This window comes from Rhodococcus sp. PBTS 1 (assembly GCF_001620025.1).
Taxonomy (GTDB): domain Bacteria; phylum Actinomycetota; class Actinomycetes; order Mycobacteriales; family Mycobacteriaceae; genus Rhodococcoides; species Rhodococcoides kroppenstedtii.
The window spans coordinates 2,342,470-2,361,394 of the sequence record NZ_CP015219.1 but is presented as its reverse complement, the minus strand read 5'-3'; the positions used below and the strand labels follow the sequence as shown (position 1 = coordinate 2,361,394).

Annotated in this window: 8 protein-coding genes and 1 riboswitch; of the genes, 3 read left to right on the top strand and 5 right to left on the bottom strand. The window is 72.1% G+C overall.

The window, feature by feature from the left end; translation table 11 throughout:
- Positions 1-16: 16 nt before the first annotated feature.
- From A3Q40_RS10585 to A3Q40_RS10565, 5 genes are all read right to left on the bottom strand, one after another.
- Positions 17-922, bottom strand: a complete 906-nt coding sequence (locus A3Q40_RS10585) for an ABC transporter permease (protein ID WP_235606265.1) — start codon at positions 920-922, stop codon at positions 17-19.
- Positions 919-1,941 carry an ATP-binding cassette domain-containing protein gene (locus A3Q40_RS10580; RefSeq protein ID WP_068102096.1) on the bottom strand — a complete coding sequence of 341 codons (1,023 nt, stop codon included), beginning with the start codon at positions 1,939-1,941 and terminating at the stop codon, positions 919-921. The genes A3Q40_RS10585 and A3Q40_RS10580 overlap by 4 nt, the downstream gene beginning before the upstream one ends.
- Positions 1,938-12,500 carry a non-ribosomal peptide synthetase gene (locus A3Q40_RS10575; RefSeq protein ID WP_068102095.1) on the bottom strand — a complete coding sequence of 3,521 codons (10,563 nt, stop codon included), beginning with the start codon at positions 12,498-12,500 and terminating at the stop codon, positions 1,938-1,940. Before A3Q40_RS10575 ends, A3Q40_RS10580 begins: the two co-directional genes overlap by 4 nt.
- A 157-nt stretch (positions 12,501-12,657) precedes the next feature.
- Complete coding sequence (metX, locus tag A3Q40_RS10570; RefSeq protein WP_082833865.1) at positions 12,658-13,818, bottom strand: homoserine O-acetyltransferase MetX; 1,161 nt, start codon at positions 13,816-13,818, stop codon at positions 12,658-12,660.
- Complete coding sequence (locus tag A3Q40_RS10565; RefSeq protein WP_074921760.1) at positions 13,815-15,164, bottom strand: bifunctional o-acetylhomoserine/o-acetylserine sulfhydrylase; 1,350 nt, start codon at positions 15,162-15,164, stop codon at positions 13,815-13,817. The genes metX and A3Q40_RS10565 overlap by 4 nt, the downstream gene beginning before the upstream one ends.
- A gap of 240 nt (positions 15,165-15,404) precedes the next feature.
- Positions 15,405-15,536: riboswitch (SAM riboswitch) on the bottom strand.
- Positions 15,537-15,747: 211 nt separating this feature from the next.
- Here A3Q40_RS10565 and A3Q40_RS10560 point away from each other — a divergent pair.
- From A3Q40_RS10560 to trpS, 3 genes are read left to right on the top strand one after another with little or no spacing between them, the layout of a single operon-like run.
- Complete coding sequence (locus tag A3Q40_RS10560) at positions 15,748-17,025, top strand: MFS transporter (protein WP_371831469.1); 1,278 nt, start codon at positions 15,748-15,750, stop codon at positions 17,023-17,025.
- A gap of 10 nt (positions 17,026-17,035) precedes the next feature.
- Positions 17,036-17,842, top strand: coding sequence for an exodeoxyribonuclease III (locus A3Q40_RS10555; RefSeq protein ID WP_068102090.1), 807 nt, complete (start codon positions 17,036-17,038; stop codon positions 17,840-17,842).
- 43 nt (positions 17,843-17,885) lie between these two features.
- Positions 17,886-18,923 (top strand): tryptophan--tRNA ligase, encoded by a 1,038-nt coding sequence (gene trpS / locus A3Q40_RS10550; protein ID WP_068102089.1) that lies wholly within the window; start codon positions 17,886-17,888, stop codon positions 18,921-18,923.
- The last annotated feature ends 2 nt before the right edge of the window (positions 18,924-18,925 follow it).

The following is an 18,925-nucleotide window of genomic DNA, read 5'->3' as shown; positions in this document are numbered from 1 at the left end:
TCTCGTCAGGCGGCGCTCACCCGTCGGAGGATCGCGACACCCGCAGCGCCACCGGCACGAGAGCCACCAGCACCAGCACCGACACCAGGATCGAGTAGATCGTGGGGTGCGTCGACGCCCAGTTGATCGGCTCGCGCACCGCCGGCGAGGGGGACACCGGGTTCCCGAAGGCCTCTCGCGTCGATCTGGCCACCGAGGTGATCGGATTCCACTGCGCGAACGCCCGCAGCGGTCCCGGCAGCGTGGACGACGGAATGAACGCCGACGAGATGAACGTGATGGGGAACAGCACGATCATCAGCGCACTCTGGGCGCTCTCGGCCGTCCCGGCCACCAGACCCACCACCGCGCCCAGCCACGACATCGCGAAGCCGAAGAACATGAGGAGCAGGACCGCGCCGAGGGCGTCGACCACCGAGGACCGTATCCGCCAGCCGACGGCGTATCCGGCCGAGATCATGACGGCGATCGAGACCACCGAGACGAGCGTGTCGGACAGCGTGCGACCCAACACGATCGACACGCGCGACATCGGCAGCGAGTGGAAGCGGTCGACGATGCCCTCCTTGCTGTCCGTCGCGAGGCCGATCGCGGTGAAGGCTGCGCTGAACACCACCGTCTGGGTGAAGATGCCGCCCATGAGGAACTCGCGATAGGTCGGTCCGCCGAGGGCGCCGCCGAAGACGTAGGAGAACAACAGCACGAACATCAGCGGCTGCACCGTCGCCCCGAGCAGCAACTGCGGCACCCGCAGGATGGTGAGCAGGTTCCGCTGGGTCATGGTCAGGCAGTCCACGAGAAAACTGCGGACGTTCTGCGGACGCATCGAGGGAATGGTGGGTTCCGACGCCGCCCGGCGGGCATGCCGGGGTTCGCCGCCGGTGTTGACGGGTGTGCGGGGCTCGGCTCGGTGAACGGTCACGTCGGCCTCCCGGACCCGACCGCCTCGACGGCGCCGATCGGTTCGGCGGCCCGGCCGGTGGACTCGAAGAACACGTCGTCGAGGTCCGGGACGTTCATCCGCGCGTCGCGCACGTCCACTCCGGTGCGGTGCAGGCGGGCGAGCACCTCGACCAGCGCCGCGCTGCCGTGCCGACCGTCCACCGTGAACCACCCGTCCGTGACCGTGCTGCGATGGACGCGGAAATTCATGTTGGGCAGCAGGTCCGCGGCCAAGCGGAGATCCTCCGGCCGGCTCAGGCGGACGTCGACGGTCGGTGGACGTACCCGCTCCTTCAGTTCGGTCGGGGTGCCGCGGGCGACGACGACGCCGCGATCGACGACGACGATCGCGTCCGCCAACCGGTCCGCCTCCTCGAGGTACTGCGTGGTGAGCAGGATGGCGGTGCCCTCGGCCTTCAGTTCGGCGACGATGTCCCACATGTCGTTACGGCTCCGCGGGTCGAGCCCGGTGGTCGGCTCGTCGAGGATGATCAGCGGCGGGCGCGCGACCACGGCTCCGGCGAGGTCGAGGCGGCGTCGCATGCCGCCCGAATAGGTGGACACCGGCCGTGCCCCGACGTCGTCCAGGCGGAACCTCTCGAGGAGCTGGCGGGCGCGGGCGCGAGCGTCGCGAGCGCTCGCCCCGTAGAGGCGGGCGAGCATGCGGAGGTTCTCGTACCCGGTGAGCTTGTTGTCCACCGCGGCGTACTGGCCGGAGAGCCCGATCAGTCCTCGCACCCGACGGGGATCGCGGACGGCGTCCACTCCCGCGACGGTGACGGTGCCCGCGGTGGGCCGGGACAACGTGCCGACGATACGGACGGTGGTGGTCTTCCCGGCACCGTTGGGACCGAGCACCGCGGTGACCTCCCCGGCGGCGGCGGTGAGGTCGATCCCGTCGAGCGCACGGTGGGAGCCGCGCCGCGAGGTGTAGTCCTTGACCAGACCCCTCACCTCGACCGCCGCGTCGGAGGACCAGCGCGATTCGACGGCCGTCATCGAGTGCCGACGGTGGCGGATCGGAACCCGCCGAGCCGACGCGCGACCACGGCCAACGCCTCGGCCGATCCCATCGCGTTGTGGGCCGCGTCGACGGGGGTGTCGGTGATGGAGCCCGCGACGTGCGGGCGCCACGCCCACGGACCGAGCCCGGTGTCGGCCCCCGAGGACGAGACGGCCGCCGAGAACACCTGCAGGTCACCGCCGAATCGTCCCGGGGTGTGCGCGTGTCCGAGGTCGACGAACAGCCGGTACCGGGCGTGCAGACGACGCATCCGATCGGCGTCCAGGTGCGCGGTGGGGCCGCCCACGCCGCGGATCAACGCGATCGCGCCCTCGACGTCGAGGTCGTCCGGTACCTCCGCGTCGAGCGGCACGAAGTCGCGGACCAGCGCGGCGACGGTCATCTCGGTACGCGGCATGTCGGCCGGGATCGGATAGGCATCGAGCACGATCAGGTCGACGTCCTCGTCGAGCTTCTCGAACTCCACGGCCATCGCGTGAGCGAGGAGTCCACCGAGGGACCATCCCAGCAATCGGTAGGGCCCCGACGGGAACTCGCTGCGCACGACGTTGACGTAGTCGCGGGCCATTTCACCGAGCGAGGCGGGTTCCGGTGCGGGCGTGGCGATTCCGCGTGCCTGCAGTCCCATGACCGGTACCGAGGGATCGAGATGCGGCAGCAGCCCCGCGTAGCTCCAGGACAGGCCCACCGCGGGATGCACGCAGACGAGCGGCGCCACGTCGTCGGCCCCGGACCGCAAGGGCAGCACCACGTCCCACGACGCGCCCGCCGGCGCGGAGCGCGAGGCACGCCGCGGAGCACGGTGGTGGGAACCGGCGGCGGCACCCGGCACCGTCGGCGGCTGGACGGCCGCGGGTGCCGACGGCGGCTGGACGGCCGCGGGTGCCGACGGCGGCTGGACGGCCGCCGAAGCCGGCGGCGGTGCGACGGCCTCCCGCTCCCGGGTGTCGATTCCGTCGTCGAGCACGATCGCCTCCTGTAGTCGAGCGGACAGCGATGCCGGTGTCGCGGCATCGAAGAACCATGTGACGTCCACGGCCTCGGGGTTCACCCGGTCGCCGATCCGGTCGCGCACCAGGTCGAGCACCCGGACCGCGGCCAACGAATTGCCGCCCAGCGCGAAGAAGTCGGCGTCCGCGGGGACGTCGTCCACCCCGAGAACCTCCGCGAACGCGGCCCGGAGCATCGATTCCAGTACAAGCCCGTCGTCGTCGGACACCGACACCGGCGCCGACACCGGCGCAGGCGTCGGCGCGGGGACGGCCACCGGGACCTCGTCCGATACCGACGTCTCCGGCACCGCCGCACCCACCGCGCGCAGGGCGGCGCGGTCGACCTTGCCGTGGGTGGTCAGCGGCAACCGGTCGTGCAGGACGATGCGGCCGGGCAGGTGCGTGCGGGGCAGCGCGGCGGCCGCGTGGTCCCGGATCGCAGACTCGTCGGCCCCGGGGGCGCAGACGTGGGCGACGAGGAGCGACCCGTCGGCACCGGCCTCCACCAGCACCGCGGCACCGAGGACGGCGGGATGGCCGGTGAGCACGGCCTCGACCTCCGCGGGTTCGATGCGCACGCCGCGAATCTTGGTCTGCGCGTCCGAGCGGCCCAGGATCTCGAGAACGCGCGGCGCGCGGCCGGTGGCGAGCCGGGTCCGCACCAGATCACCGGTGCGGTACATCCGGCTGCCGGGCGGCCCCGCCGGGTCGGCGACGAACCGCGCGGCGGTGGCGGCCGGGCGACCGGGGTAGCCGCGGGCGAGACCGGCGCCCGCCACGTACAGCTCACCGGTCTCCCCGTCCGTCACCTCGGCCAGGGTGGGCCCGAGCACCCGAGTCCGCGTGCCCGCCACCGGTGTTCCGATGTGCGGGGCGGTACCGGCCTGCTGGACACCCATCGTCGCGGCGACCGTGGTCTCGCTCGGTCCGTAGGCGTTCACCAGGCGGTGCCTCGCGGCCCACGTCTCGGCCACGGCGGCGGGCAGGGCCTCGCCGCCGGTGCCCACGGTGCGCACGGTGGGCACCGAGGCGGGCTCGAGCAGGGACAGGGCGGCGGGCGTCAGGAAGACCGTGTCCACCCGCTCCCGATCGATCACGGCGGCCAGCGCCGACCCGGCGAACGCGTAGGGCGGAGCGACCACCGTCGCGGCGCCGCTGCCCACCGCGAGCAGCAGTTCGAGCACCGCGGCGTCGAAGCCGGGGGACGCGACGTGCAGAACGCGGGAGCGGTGGTCGGTGTCGAACGTGGACCGAAGGGTGGCCGCGAAGCGATCCAGGCCTCGATGCGGCACCGCGACCGGCTTGGGGCGACCGGTGGTGCCCGAGGTGTAGATCAGGTACGCGACGTCGTCCGCGCGAGCGGGCCGTGCCGGCACCGTATCGGCGACCGACCCGTCTTCCTCCACGGGTACGCCGGCGGAGTCCAGCGACCACCACGTCACGGAGTCGGGCAACGACACCGCGTCGACCGCTCGGGTCAGACCGAGGACGGGCGAGGCGTCGCCGAGGACGTACTGCAGGCGCTCGCGCGGGTAGGTGGGGTCGACGGGGAGCACGGCGGCGCCGGAGAGCGCCACACCCCAGAACGCGGTGACGGACGCGGCGGACCGGCCCATCGCGACGGCCACCACCTCGCCGGGGCCGGCGCCGGCCGCCCGCAATCGGGCGGCGAGCGCATCGGCGGAGGCGAGCAGCTCGGCGTAGGTCCGGCGGCCGTCCGACGCGGAGACCGCGGGCCGGTGCGGTCGGTCCGAGGCGGCGGAGACGAGGAGATCCGCCAGGGTGGAGCCGCGCTCGACGGGCGCGGCCGCGAGCTCGCCCACCGCGGTCTCCGGTGCGGTCGTGCCCCGGGCCAGGACGTCGCGCACCGCGGCGGCCAGGCGACCCGCCGTGGCCGGCAGGAAGAGTTCGCGCGAGAACGTCACCTCGATGTCGGCGCCGCCGTCGCGGCGTGCGGTCATCGTGACGACCAGGTCGAAGGCCGAGAATCGTGGCGCGATCGGGAGGGCCGCGACGGTCTGCTCCCCGAGTTCGACGTGAACGGGAGGCTCGGGCCGCACCGACAGCATGATCTGCACGACGGGGTGACGCGCGGGATGACGTGGGGGATCGAGCGCGGCGACGACGTCGTCGAACGACGTCTCGGCGTGATCGAGCGCGCCGAGGTCGGCGTCGCGGACCGCGTCGACCGTCTCGGCGAACGACGACGTCCGGTCGACGGCGGTGCGCAGGACGACCGTCTCGACGGCCATGCCGACCATCGTCTCCAGACCGGCGGCGTGCCGACCGGCGTGCGGGGTGCCGATCACCACGTCGACGGTGTCGGTGTCGGTGCCGGCGCGACTCTCCGCCGCGACGACCGCGGCGAGCGCGGCGTGGATCACCATGAACTCCGTGGCGCGGTGCTGCGCGGCGAGCGCCTGTACCGCACGACGGGTCGACGCCGACAGCTCGACGCTCACCGACTCCGCGCGCCCCGACGTCCGGTCGGGTCGGGGGAGGTCCGGCCGGACCGGGTGCTCCGGGGCGATGCCCGCCAAGCGTGTCCGCCACCAGTCGAGCGAGGCGGCGGCTCGAGTGGGGTCGAGGGCGGCGCGTCGGGCGAGGAGGTGGTCGATGTACTGAACCGGGGGCCGCGACCACTGCGGCGCAGCGCCGGACGTGCGGGCCGCGTAGGCCTGCATCAGATCGCCCGTGAGGGGCGCGACCGATTCGCCGTCCGCAGCGATGTGGTGCACCGCGATGCCCACCACGTGACGGTCGGCCGCCAGGTGGACGATGCACGCGCGGACGACGGGGCCCTCCGCGAGATCGAGGGGACGCTCGCCGAGGTCGGTGAGCGCGGAGTGCACCTCGGGACGGTCGGTGGGCGGACCGGACCCGACCTCCACGTCGGACGCGTCGATCACCCGGACGGGGACCTCGACCGACCCCAGCACCCGGTGGGTCGGTACACCGTTCACCGTGGGGTAGACCGTGCGCAGCGACTCGTGACGGGCGACGACGTCGTTCAGCGACGCGATGACGGCGCGGTCGTCGAGCGGACCGGTCACGGCCAACCCGGAGACGATCACGTAGGCGGACGCGGCCGGGGTGCGGTTCGCGAACCACATCGCCAGCTGCGACGACGACAGCGGCACCGACGCCGGTCGGTCGGGCGGATCCAGCACCGGTCGGGGCGCGGTCGCGCTGCCGATCCCGACGAGGTCGCCCCGCGCGGCGAGACTCGCCACGGTGGGGTGCTCGAACACGGCGCGCACCGGAACCCGGACACCCGTGCGTTCGGTGAGTGCGGCGGTGAACACGGTCGCGGAGAGCGACGTCCCGCCGAGGGCGAAGAAGTCGTCGTCCACCCCGATCCGGTCTCGGCCGAGCACGGTGGCGAGCACCTCGGCGACGACCTTCTCGTCCGCGGTCCCGGGTGCGCGGTGGGGGGCGGGCGTGTCGAGGGTCTCCGGCATCGGGAGGGCGGCCCGATCCACCTTGCCCACGGGAGTCAGCGGCAGCGCATCCACGGGAACCACCGCGGTGGGCACCATGTGTCGCGGCAGGCCGCGACGGGCGACGGCGATCACCTGCGCGACGTCGATGTCGGCGGCGGATCCACCGGGCGCCGGGTGGACGAAGGACACGAGCACGGTCTCGCCGGCGGGTCCCGGCGCGGTGACGGTGACGGCACCGGCCACGCCGGGCGCGTCGGTGAGGACGGCGTCGATCTCACCCGGTTCGATGCGCTGGCCGCGGATCTTGACCTGGAAGTCGCTGCGACCGGTGATGCGGACGTCGGGTCGGCCGTCCCGGGTCGGTCGCCACACGGCGAGGTCGCCGGTGCGGTACATCCGCGAGCCGGGCGGGCCGTAGGGGTCGGCGACGAACCGCGCGGCGGTGAGAGCGGGACGGTCGAGGTAGCCGCGGGCCAATTGCACCCCGGACAGGTGCAGCTCGCCCTCGGTTCCCGGCGGCACGGGTGCAAGGTCGCGCCCCAGCACGGTCGCTCGCACGCCGGAGACGGGCAGGCCGATGGAGACCTCCGTGCCCGCGAGATGCGGCGCGTGCGAGCAGATGGTGCTCTCGGTGGGGCCGTAGATGTCGACGATCCGGCGTCCGGGTCCCCACTCCGCGAGCAGGTCGGCACCGAAGCCCTCGCCGCCGATGCCCAGCACGGTGGGCCGGCGCACCGGACCGTCGCCGGCGGACAGCGTCGACAGCACGGACGGGGTGAGGAAGGCGTGCGTGACGGCGTGCTCGTCGAGGATCGAGGTCAACTCGTCGCCGCCGACGACCCCGGCGGGGACGATCACCAGGGCGGCGCCGGCCCCGAAGGCGAGGCCCAGTTCCAGCATCGACGCGTCGAAGCTGGGGGAGGCGAACGCGAGGACGCGCGCGGTGGCGTCGGCTCGGTAGGCGCGCACCAGTTCCCGCGTGATGTTGGCGAAGGCGCGTCGGGTGACCTGGACGCCCTTGGGCCGGCCGGTGGTGCCGGAGGTGTAGGTGACGTAGGCAGTGCAGTCCAGGGGCACCGACACGGCACCCCGCGCGGCGGGGACGGCCTCGGCGGACAAGAGCCCCTCGGTGGTGGTCCAGAGGAACCCGTCGCTCGGAACGTCGGCCGGATCCGAGCAGACCGCGTGCAGAGTCTTGCTGTCGCGCACCATGAAGGCTCGGCGGTCCGCGGGGTAGTCGGGGTCGACGGGGACGATGCCGCCGCCGGCGCGGGCGACCGCGAGCACGGCGGCGACCGACTCGGTGGATCGCCGGACCAGGCCGATGACCCGGCTGTCCGCGGAGACACCGTTGTCCAGCAGACGAGCCGCGCCGCGCTGCACCATCGCGTCCAATTCGGCGTAGGTGGTGCGGCGCGCACCGTCGATCACGGCGATCGCGTCCGGGGTCAGCGCCGCGTGCCGACGTACCAGCGCATCCAGCGTCCACTCGACCCCGACCGGTCGCGGTTCGCGCTCCGGGGATCGCATCGGCACCGTCGCCGCGATCTCGTGCGGCAGCAGGAGCGGCACGCGGCCGACCGGAACCGTCAGGTCGGCGGCCATCGCGTCGACGACGGCGACGACCCGCTCGAGCAGCGCTGTCGCCGTGCCGCGGTCGTAGAGGTCGACGGCGTAGGTGAGGTCCAGACGCAGGGGCGCGCCGGGGGACTCGTCGATCACCAGCTCGAGGTCGTACTTGGCGCGGCCGGCGTCCAGAGGAAACGGCTCGAGAACGACGTCGCCGACGGCCGTGCGCAGGTCGGGGGTGGTGCGCGTGGTGATCATGACGTCGAAGAGCGGGTGTCGGCCCGCCGACCGCGGGGGATCGACGGCGTCGACGAGCGTCTCGAACGGCAGGTCCGCTCGGGTGAGCGCGTCGAGGTCGGTGGCGCGGACGGCGGCGAGATGCTCACCCAGGGTGCGGTCGCCGGAGGTGGCGGTGCGCAGCACCACCGAGTTGACGAACATGCCCAGGACGCCGTCGAGATCCGCGTGTCCGCGTCCGGCCACGGCGGTGCCCACGGCGACGTCGTCTCCGGCGCCGAGCCCGCGCAGAACGAGAACCAGCGCGGCGTGCACGACCATGAATCGCGAGGTGCCGGTGCGGGAGGTGAGGGCGTCGAGGGCCGCGAGACGCCGGTCCCCGATCGGGGCCGTCACCACGCTGCCGCGGCCGGTCGGCACGAGGGGACGGGGCCGGTCGGCGCCGAGCCCGGACGGCGTCGGCAGATCGGCCACCGTGCGGGTCCACCACGTGAGCAGCGTCGAGATGCGGGAGGTGGGATCGTCGATCGACCCGAGTTCCCGTCGCTGCCACGCCGAGGCGTCGGCGTACTGCACGGCCGGGGCCGGCCACGCGGGAGCGGTGCCGACGACGCGCGCGAGGTACGCCGTCGCCAGGTCGGCGGCGAGCACGCCGAGCGACCATCCGTCGACGCAGATGTGGTGCAGCACCACGGCGAGGACGTGTCGGTCGGGCTCCGACCGGACGCGCACGATCCGTGCGCGCAACGGCAGGTCCGTCGCGAGGTCGAAGGGCGAGGCCGTGGCGGGACCCAGGGCCGCGGTCACGTCCGCGGCGCGCTCGACCTCGACACCGTCGACGTCGAGCAAGTCGGTTACCTCGGCGGCGTCTCGCACGACCTGCATCGGCCCGGTCTCGCCGTCGGCGGGAGCGCGGAACACGGTGCGCAGCGATTCGTGCCGCGACACCACGTCCCGCAGCGCCGCCCGCGCCGCGTCGGCATCGAACGGTCCGGTGATCTGCAGGGCCAGCGGAACGTGGTACGTCGACGACGGGTGGAACTGCTCGATCCACCACAGACCACGCTGCGCGGCCGACGCCGGTGTCGGGTCCTCCCGGTCGCCGCGGCGCGGGCCCGGTCGCCGGTCGTCCGCGACGGGCTCGTCGTCGAGCCGACGCGCGAGGCGTTCGACCGTGGCGAGGGTGAAGACGTCGCGGACGCCGACGGTGCGGCCGGCCCGCTCCGTCAGTTGCGCCGCGAGCCGCGTCGCCAGCAGCGAGTTCCCGCCCAGTTCGAAGAAGTGGTCGGTGGCGGCCACGTCGTCGAGGTCCAGGATCTCGCCCACGACCTCCGCGACCAGGATCTCCCGCTCCGTCTCGGGCGGCCTCGTCGCCGCCGTGTCGCGGGCGCGGGGCGCCGGAAGTCGCTTGCGGTCGATCTTGCCGTTCACGCCCAGCGGCATGTGGTCCAGCACCGTCACCCGGTTGGGCAGCATGTAGGGCGGCAGGATCCGGGCCACGGCGTCGAGGACGTCGTCGGGATCGGGGCGCTCGTCACCCGCCGGGCTGACGTAGGCCTCGAGCGTGCGGCGCGTTCCGACGCCGTGAACGATCGCCGCGGAATCCGCGACGTGCGGCGCGGTGCGCAGCGCCTCTTCGATCTCACCGAGTTCGATGCGGAAACCGCGCACCTTGACCTGGTGGTCCCGACGGCCGAGGTGGACCAGGGTGTCGCGTGCGGTGCGCCGCACCAGATCACCGGTGCGGTAGAGACGGGCACCGGGCAGATACGGGTCGGCCACGAACCGCTCGGACGTCAGCGCCGACCGCCCCAGGTAGCCGCGGGCCACCCCGCCGCCGCCGATGTAGAGCTCGCCCACGCATCCGGGCGCGACGGGACGGAGCGCGGCGTCGAGGACCACCGCCCGGACTCCGGGGAACGGCGCGCCCAACTCGACCTCCCGGCCGGCCTGCAACTCACCGAACGTGACGGCGACCGTGGTCTCCGTCGGCCCGTAGACGTTGACCATGCGGCGACCGGGACACCACTCGTCCACCAGGCTGCCCGGTACGGCGTCGCCGCCGACCCCGACGGCCGTCAGCACCCGCTGATCGGTCATCGGCACGGTGGCCAGGGCCGACGGCGTGACGAAACCGGCGTCGACGTGGCCGGACCGCAGGACGTCGGCCAGCTCCGTGCCGCCGTGGACACCCGGGGGCACCACCACGAGGGTGCCGCCGGAGCCGAAGGCGAGGACCAGCTCGAGCACGGACGCGTCGAAGCCGGGGGAGACGAAGTGCATGACCCGTCGACCGGGTCGCAGACCGTGCGCGGCGATCGCCGCGGTCGCCATGGCGGCGAGCCCGCGATGCGTCACGCCGACACCCTTGGGGGTGCCGGTACTTCCGGAGGTGTAGACGACGTAGGCCAGATGGTCCGGGCCCGGCCGCGTGGCGTCCGACAGGTCCGGTGCGGGCCCGGCCGGGGTCGGGCCCGCGGGAACGGTCACCCATTGCACTCCGGAAGGCAGCTCGTCCACGAGGTCGGGCGAGGTGATGCCCACCGCGGCGCCGCAGTCGGCGACGATGGTGGCGATGCGCTCGGCGGGCAGCGCGGGATCGACCGGAACGTGGACCCCGCCGGACCGGGCGACGGCGTGCACCGCGGTCACGGACAGGTGCGACCGCGGCAGGACCGACACCACCGGGACGTCGGGACCGACGCCCAGATCGAGCAGTGTGCGGGCCAGCGCATCCGATCGTCGGCGCAGCTCGTGGCGGGTCAGAGAGACCCGGCCGTCGACGACGGCGAGACCACGCGCGTCCACGGTGTCGGCGCGGGAGAGCAGATCGGCGAACGTGGCGAACGCGGGCGGTACCGCCCGCGGCGCCGTCCACGCGAGGGCGACGGGCTCCCCGTCGCCGAGCATGGGCAGGGAGCGCACCTCGGTCCCGGCGTCGCTCGTGCAGAAGTCCACCAGGAATCGCGCGAACCGCTCGCTGTGCAGCACCAGGTCGTCCGCCGTGTACAGCGCCGGGTTCGCCTCGAGGTCGACGCGGAGCCGTCCGGTGGCGCGGTTCTCGTGGACGGTGACCGCGATGTCGGCGGTCGGCCCGGACGTGAGCAGGTCGAGATCGGCCGGCACGTCCCCGAGGACGATGCGCTCGCCGAACAGCATGAGGTTGATGGTGGGTCCGAGAGTCACCCCGGTCAGGCCGAGCAGTTCGGCGATCTCCGACGCGGGGAGCAACTGGTGTCGCAGGGCGCCGCTGACCCGGTGTCCCGTCTCGGTGATCACCTCGCCCACGGTGCGACCGCCGCCGCACGTCACCCCGACGGGGACCGCGTTGGCCGTCATGCATGCCGACTCCCGCATCCACGACGTCACCCGCGCCGCCATCGGCAGGGTGACCACGACGTCCGCGGAGTCCGTCGCGCGCGACAGGAACGCGGCGAACGCCGCCGTCACGACCACGCCGAGCGTGGTGGAGAAACGACCCACGGCGTCGCGGACCGCGCGATCGGCCGCCGTGCCCAGAAGGGTGTCGCACCGGTGGTTGTACGCCGACGGCGGCGCGGTGCGCCCCGCGAGGGACACCGGGTCGCCCAGGGTGGGTCCGACACCGGCCCAGTACGCCCGGTCCTTGGTGTGCCGCGGCGAGGACCGGTAGGCCCGCTCGGCCTCGACGAACGCGCGGGGATGGCGGGCGCGGGACGGCGGCGGAGTGCGGCCCTCGAGCAGGGCGTTGTAGACCTCGGCCGTGCGCGCGGCGGCCACGGTGGCGCCGTACCCGTCGATGGCGACGTGATGACCACGGGCGTACCAGTAGTGATGGTCCGGGCCGAGAGTGATGATCGCCGTGTAGCCCAGCGATTCGGTGTACATGTCCACGGGCCGGGTGAACTCGGTCATCAGGTCCGCCGCCGCCTCGGCGGGGTCGGGCTCGTCGCGGACGTCGATGTGGTCGAGGTCCATGTCCATGACCGCGCGATCGAGGCGCTGACGCACCGTGGGCGCGGACGGACTCGTGCCGTCGTCGCCGGGTGCGTCGTCGTCGGTGACGAGTGTGGTGAGCATCGACCCCGTGTCGACGGTGGCGATGCGCATGGCCCGCTCGAGCAGTTCGATGTCGACGGCGCCGCGGATCTCCATGTAGTGCGCGACGGCGAAGGTGACGTCGGGGTTGAGTTCCTGCAGCAACCACATGTCGCGCTGGGCCGTCGTGAGGTCGAAGGTCTCCTCGAACTCCGCACCGGGCTCGTCGGGCCACTCGCTCGGCGCGCGGTCGACTCCCGGCCCACCCTCCGTCATCGACTTCCCCCCGGCACTCGCGATCGACACAGCACGGCGGGCGCGCTGCGAACCTCACGCTAACAAACCGGAAGACTGCTTCGAGGGCTATGAGACCGTCCCGGAGTTCGGTCTGTGAGGTGTCCCAGAACGAATGGCCCGGAAACAGACTCGTATGTCAGGAGGGCGACGGTGCGGACAGGGCCTCGTCCGCCAGGGTCATCGTGGCGATCAACAATGCGGAGACGGCGTCCGGCTCGGTGAGGAACCCGTCGTGGCCGTCGCGCGACTCGATGATGCGCAGCCCGTCACAGGACGGAATCAGGTCGGCGATCTCCTGCTGCTGACGGAGCGGGTAGAGCCGGTCGGAGTCGACGCCGGCCACCACGACCGGAAGGCGCACGGACCGCAGCGCGGCCTCCACTCCGCCGCGCCCGCGGCCGACGTCGTGACGGTTCATGGCCTCGCTCAGCACCGTGTAGCTGCCGGCGTCGAATCGGCGAACCAGCTTGGCGGCCTGATGCTCGAGGTAGCTCTGCACCGCGTAGCGGCCCCCGTGGTACGCGTCCTCGTTGCTCTGGGAGGCGTTGCCGAACCGCGTGTCGAGTTCGTGTTCCGTCCGGTAGGTCAGGTGGGCGATGCGCCGCGCGATCGCGAGCCCGTGCTCGGGCGCGGTACCCGCGGCGAGGTAGTCGCCACCGTGCCAGTCGCGGTCTCCGGTGATCGCGGCGATCTGGGTGGTCTGGGTGCCGATCTGGTCCGCCGAGGCGCGGGCGCCGACGGCGAGCACGAGTGCGGAGGCGACACGGTCCGGGTGCCCCACCACCCATTCGAGCGTCCGCATTCCGCCCATCGAGCCGCCGACCACGGCGGCGAAACGGTCGACGCCGACGGCGTCCGCGAAGAGCCTCTCCGCCTCGACCTGGTCGCGGATGGAGATCGCAGGGAAGCGGGAACCCCAGAACCCGCCGTCGGGATGGGGGGACGACGGACCGGTACTGCCCGAGCACCCGCCCAGAACGTTGGTGGCGACGACGCACCACCGGTCGGTGTCCAACGGCGCGCCCGGACCGACCATTCCGGTCCACCAGCCGGGGGACAGGTGGCCGTCTCCGGCCGGCCCGGTGACGTGGGAGTCGCCGGTCAGTGCGTGCTCGACCAGGACGACGTTGGACCGGTCGGCGTTCGTCTCGCCCCAACGCTGGACGGCGAGAACGACATCGGGGATCACGGCCCCGCTCTCGAGGACGACGTCGCCGACGGGCACGAGACCCACCTGCCCGTCCGGCGGCGGCAGGGTCGCCGCCGGACGAGCGGGTGATCGAACATCGAGTGTCAAGAGGCGGCCCGGAAACCCTTCTCCAGATCGGCGAGGATGTCGTCCAGTCCCTCGATGCCCACGGCCAGGCGAACCAGGCCGGGCGTGACGCCGGACGCCAGCTGCTCCTCCGGAGTCAGCTGCGAGTGCGTCGTCGACGCCGGATGGATCACGAGGGAACGCACGTCACCGATGTTAGCGACATGACTGTGCAGTTCCAGCGCGTCGACGAAGCGCTTGCCCGCGTCGATCCCGCCGGCCAGTTCGAACGCCACGATGGCGCCGGCGCCGCGCGGGGCCAGTTCGCGACCCCGCTGGTACCAGGGGGACGACTCCAGGCCGGCGTAGGCGACGGACGTCACCTCCGAGCGGCCCTCCAGGAACGTCGCGACGGCGGTCGCGTTCTGCACGTGCCGTTCCAGCCGGAGGCTCAGCGTCTCGATGCCCTGCCCGATGAGGAAGGCGTTGAAGGGCGAGACGGCCGCACCGAGGTCGCGGAGCAACTGCACGCGCGCCTTGAGGGCGTACGCCGGTGCGCCCAGGTCGGCGAAGACCACCCCGTGGTAGCTGGGATCCGGCGTCGTGAAGTTCGCGAACCGGCCCTGCGTCCAGTCGAAGGTGCCGCCGTCGACGATCACGCCGGCGATGGCGGTCCCGTGACCGCCGAGGTACTTCGTCGCCGAGTGGACGACGATGTCCGCGCCGTGCTTCAGCGGCTGGATGAGGTACGGGGTCGCGACGGTGTTGTCGACGATCAGCGGAATGCCGTGCCGGTGCGCGACCTCGGAGACGCCGGGGATGTCGAAGATGTCGTTCTTCGGGTTCGAGATGGTCTCCCCGTAGAACGCCTTGGTCTCCGGGCGGACCTCGCGTTCCCACGAGGCGGGATCGTCCGGATCCTCGACGAAGGAGACGGTGATGCCCAGCTTCGGCAGGGTGTAGTGGAAGAGGTTGTAGGTGCCGCCGTAGAGGCGGGGGCTCGACACCACGTGGTCACCGGACTCGGCGATGTTGAGGATCGCGAGGGATTCCGCGGCCTGACCCGAGGACACGAGCAGCGCCGCGACACCGCCCTCGAGGGACGCGATGCGCTGTTCGACGACGTCCTGCGTCGGGTTCATGATGCGGGTGTAGATGTTGCCGGGCTCGGCCAGTCCGAACAGCGACGCGGCGTGGTCGGTGCTGTCGAAGGTGTACGACGTGGTCTGGTAGATCGGCAGGGCCCGGGCGTGAGTGGTGACGTCGGGGACCTGGCCGACGTGGACCTGCTTGGTCTCGAAGCTCCAGTTCAGCGCCGGATCCTCGACGGGGGCGCCGGTGGCGTCGACGACGTCGGAACCGGTGGCATCGGGAGTTTGGTCGGTCATGTGTTCTCGTGCTCCTCGTGAAGGACGTACGGGGTGGCGACTCGCCTCGGCGGACACCGCGGCCGCGGTGCGAATCGGGCACCCGTGAGCAGACCGCGGAGGCGAACCGAATTCGTGGGAACGAAGGGTCGGGGCCTATCGCGGGCTACGACACATGGGAGTACCTCCGAGAGGCCACCGTGTTCGGTGGCCGGTCGCGGACCGGCGGTGCCGGCCCTTGTCGGTGGGCCCGAGAACACGGACCCGCGCTTGCCATCGACGTCCCGCGCGTGGTGCGCGGAGTCGAGTAACCCGGTCATCACCCGGGGCACCCCACCGCGGTTGGAGGGTTGCCGGCCAGCTAGCCGGGGCTGACAGCTGGCGCTCATGACCTTGCCGGAAATCCTAGCGTGTACACCTGCGCTGTGGACGCACGCACCCCGGGTCCGCCGGGTGTGCCATCTCACGGTCTTTCGACTGGCGAACGACCGGCGCCGGCGAGCAGACTGATCCCTTCGGGCGTCGTCCGTTGCGTCAGGACGCTCTGAATCGATCCAGTACCGATGATCACCCACCACCACCTCCGTCGCGAAGGACCGCTGCCATGACACCCCCCTCCGTCGCCGTGCTGTCGGCCGACGCGCCCCCGATCACCGACGTGGAGGCGTCTCGCTCCCGACGGCGTCGACGCACCGGTGCGATGCTGGCGTTGGCGCTCGGCGGGTTCGGCATCGGGACGACGGAGTTCGTGTCGATGGGCCTGCTTCCCGAGATGGCCGGCAGCATGGCGGTGTCGGAACCGACGGCGGGCCACGTGATCTCCGCCTACGCGCTCGGCGTCGTCGTCGGGGCGCCGGTCATCGCCGCGCTGGCCGCGCGGGTGCCGCGCAGGCTGCTGCTGCTCGCGCTGATGGTCGCCTTCACCGCGGGCAATCTGGGCACGGTGTTCGCACCGAGCTTCCACGAACTGATGGCGTCCCGGTTCGTCGCGGGACTGCCCCACGGCGCCTATTTCGGTGTCGCCGCCCTGGTGGCCGCGCACCTGGCGGAGCCGGGCAAGCGCGCGCGGTCCGTCGCTCTGGTGATGATGGGGCTGTCGGTGGCCAACGTCGTGGGAGTGCCCGCGGCGACGTGGATGGGCCAGGCCGTCGGGTGGCGCAGTGCGTTCGCCGTCGTCTCCGTCATCGGCGCGCTCACCGTGGCCGCGCTCGCCGTGTGGCTGCCGCGGCTCGACGCGCTCCCGACCACCGACACCCGCACCGAACTCGGCGCGTTTCGCCGCCCGCAGGTGCTCCTGACGCTGCTGGTGGGGATGGTCGGCTTCGGCGGCATGTTCGCCGTCTACACCTACATCGCGACGACGTTGACCGACGTGACCGGTCTCAGCAAGGCCGCGGTGCCCCTGGGGCTCGCGATCTACGGGCTCGGCATGGTGGTGGGCAACTACGTCGGCGGGTGGTTGGCCGACCGCATGCTCGTGCGCGGGCTGTTCGTCGCCATGACGGCGGTGGCGGTCGTGCTCGCCGGCTTCGTCGTCGCGGCGCACCACCCGGTGTCGGCGCTGATCACGGTGTTCCTCATCGCCGCGGCCGGATCGTCGATCGTGCCGGGCCTGCAGACGCGGCTGATGGACGTGGCGGCCGACGCGCAGACGCTGGCGGCGTCGATGAACCACGCGGCCTTCAATTTCGCCAACGCCCTCGGTGCGGCGCTGGGCGGCGCGGTCATCTCCGCGGGGTTGGGCTACACCGCTCCCGCCGCGGTCGGCGCGGGTCTCGCGGTGGCAGGTCTGGTGGTGCTGAGCGTGTCGGTGGCGCTGGACAAGCGCGCCCGACCGAGCGAGATCGCATCGCCCGCCGGGGTGTCGATCGACGCCCGATAGCCTCGTCGCCGTGTCTCGCACCGTCACCACCGTCAACGTCAACGGCGTTCGCGCCGCCGTCCGCAAGGGCATGCTCGACTGGCTCGCGACCTCGTCCGCGGACGTGGTGTGCCTGCAGGAGACCCGCGCGACGGATGCGGAACTCCGCGCCTGCCTCGACGGCATCGCCGACGCCTGGTCCATCGTGTCGGCCGAGCCGTCGGCCAAGGGCCGCAACGGAGTCGCGATCCTCTCCCGCGTTCCGTCCGTGTCCTCCCGGATCGGCTTCGACGAGGAGTTCGCGGAGTCGGGTCGGTATCTCGAGGCCCGGTTCGCGGCCACCGACGTCGATCCGGCGCTGACCGTCGCCAGCCTCTATCTCCCGTCGGGCGAGGTGAACACCGAGCGGCAGGACGTGAAGGAGCGCTTCATGGCGTCGTTCGAGCACCATCTGGCCGATCTCGCGGCGTCGGGCGAGCAGGTGATCGTCGGCGGGGACTGGAACATCGCCCACACCGAGCGGGACCTGAAGAACTGGAAGGGCAACCGCACCAAGTCGGGATTCCTGCCGTCGGAGCGGGCGTGGCTCGACGCCCTCGTCGGGGACGGGGGAGCGTGGGTCGACGTGGTGCGCGCACTCCACCCCGAGGTGGACGGTCCGTACAGCTGGTGGTCCTACCGCGGCAAGGCGTTCGACAACGACGCCGGATGGCGCATCGACTACCAGATGTGCACGACGGCACTCGCCGAGCGAGCGAAGGAGGCGACGGTCGAACGCGCCGAGTCCTACGACGCGCGGTGGTCCGACCACGCCCCGGTGACCGTCGTCTACCGCTGACCGGCGTCTCGCCGACTCGGCCGTCTGATTGAATCTGTAGATCATGACCACCGCACCCGGGACCGATGCCCCCACCCGGAAGGACCGTGTCCTGTCGGGCATTCAGCCCACGGCGGACTCGTTCCACCTGGGCAACTACCTCGGCGCCGTTCGTCAGTGGGTGGACCTGCAGGACGAATACGAGGCGTTCTACTTCATTCCCGATCTGCACGCGATCACGGTGCCGCAGGACCCGAAGGAACTCAGGGCCAGGACCCGGCGGGCGGCGGCGCAGCTTCTCGCGGTGGGTATCGATCCGACGCGGTCCACGTTGTTCGTGCAGTCGCACGTGCCCGAGCACGCGCAGCTCGCGTGGGTCCTCAACTGTCTCACCGGCTTCGGCGAGGCCGGCCGGATGACGCAGTTCAAGGACAAGTCGGCGCGACAGGGCAGCGACCACACCTCGGTGGGGCTGTTCACGTACCCGGTCCTGCAGGCGGCCGACATCCTGCTCTACCGCCCGCAACGGGTCCCGGTCGGCGAGGATCAGCGTCAGCACCTCGAACTCACGCGAGATCTGGCGCAGCGCTTCAACTCTCGGTACAAGAAGACGTTCGTCGTGCCCGAGGCGCACATCGTCACCGGCATCGCGAAGATCTACGACCTGCAGGAACCCACCGCCAAGATGAGCAAGTCCGGTGCCACGCCGGCGGGTCGCATCGAGATTCTGGACGATCCCGCGGTGTCCGCCAAGCGCATTCGGTCGGCGGTCACCGACACCGAGCGCGACATCGTGTACGACGTGGCGCGCAAGCCCGGGGTCAGCAATCTGCTGGTGATCCAGTCCGCCCTCACCGGCACCCCGATCCCGACGCTCGTGGACGGGTACGTCGGCAAGGGATACGGGGATCTCAAGTCCGACACGGCGGATGCGGTGGCGGAGTTCGTCGCCCCGGTCCGTCGGGCCTTCGACGAGTACATGACCGATCCGGACGAGCTGGACCGCATTCTGGCGGTCGGCGCGGAGCGGGCGCGGGAGATCGCTGCGAGGACCTTGGCGCAGGTGTACGACAGAGTGGGATTCCTACCACCGAGAGGCTGACC

Excerpts from the sequence above, each read along its gene's own strand:
- A3Q40_RS10580 (WP_068102096.1), bottom strand. The coding sequence starts at position 1,941 with ATGACGGCCGTCGAATCGCGCTGGTCCTCCGACGCGGCGGTCGAGGTG.
- A3Q40_RS10575 (WP_068102095.1), bottom strand. The coding sequence starts at position 12,500 with ATGACGGAGGGTGGGCCGGGAGTCGACCGCGCGCCGAGCGAGTGGCCC.
- A3Q40_RS10565 (WP_074921760.1), bottom strand. The coding sequence starts at position 15,164 with ATGACCGACCAAACTCCCGATGCCACCGGTTCCGACGTCGTCGACGCC.
- A3Q40_RS10560 (WP_371831469.1), top strand. The coding sequence starts at position 15,748 with ATGACACCCCCCTCCGTCGCCGTGCTGTCGGCCGACGCGCCCCCGATC.
- trpS (WP_068102089.1), top strand. The coding sequence starts at position 17,886 with ATGACCACCGCACCCGGGACCGATGCCCCCACCCGGAAGGACCGTGTC.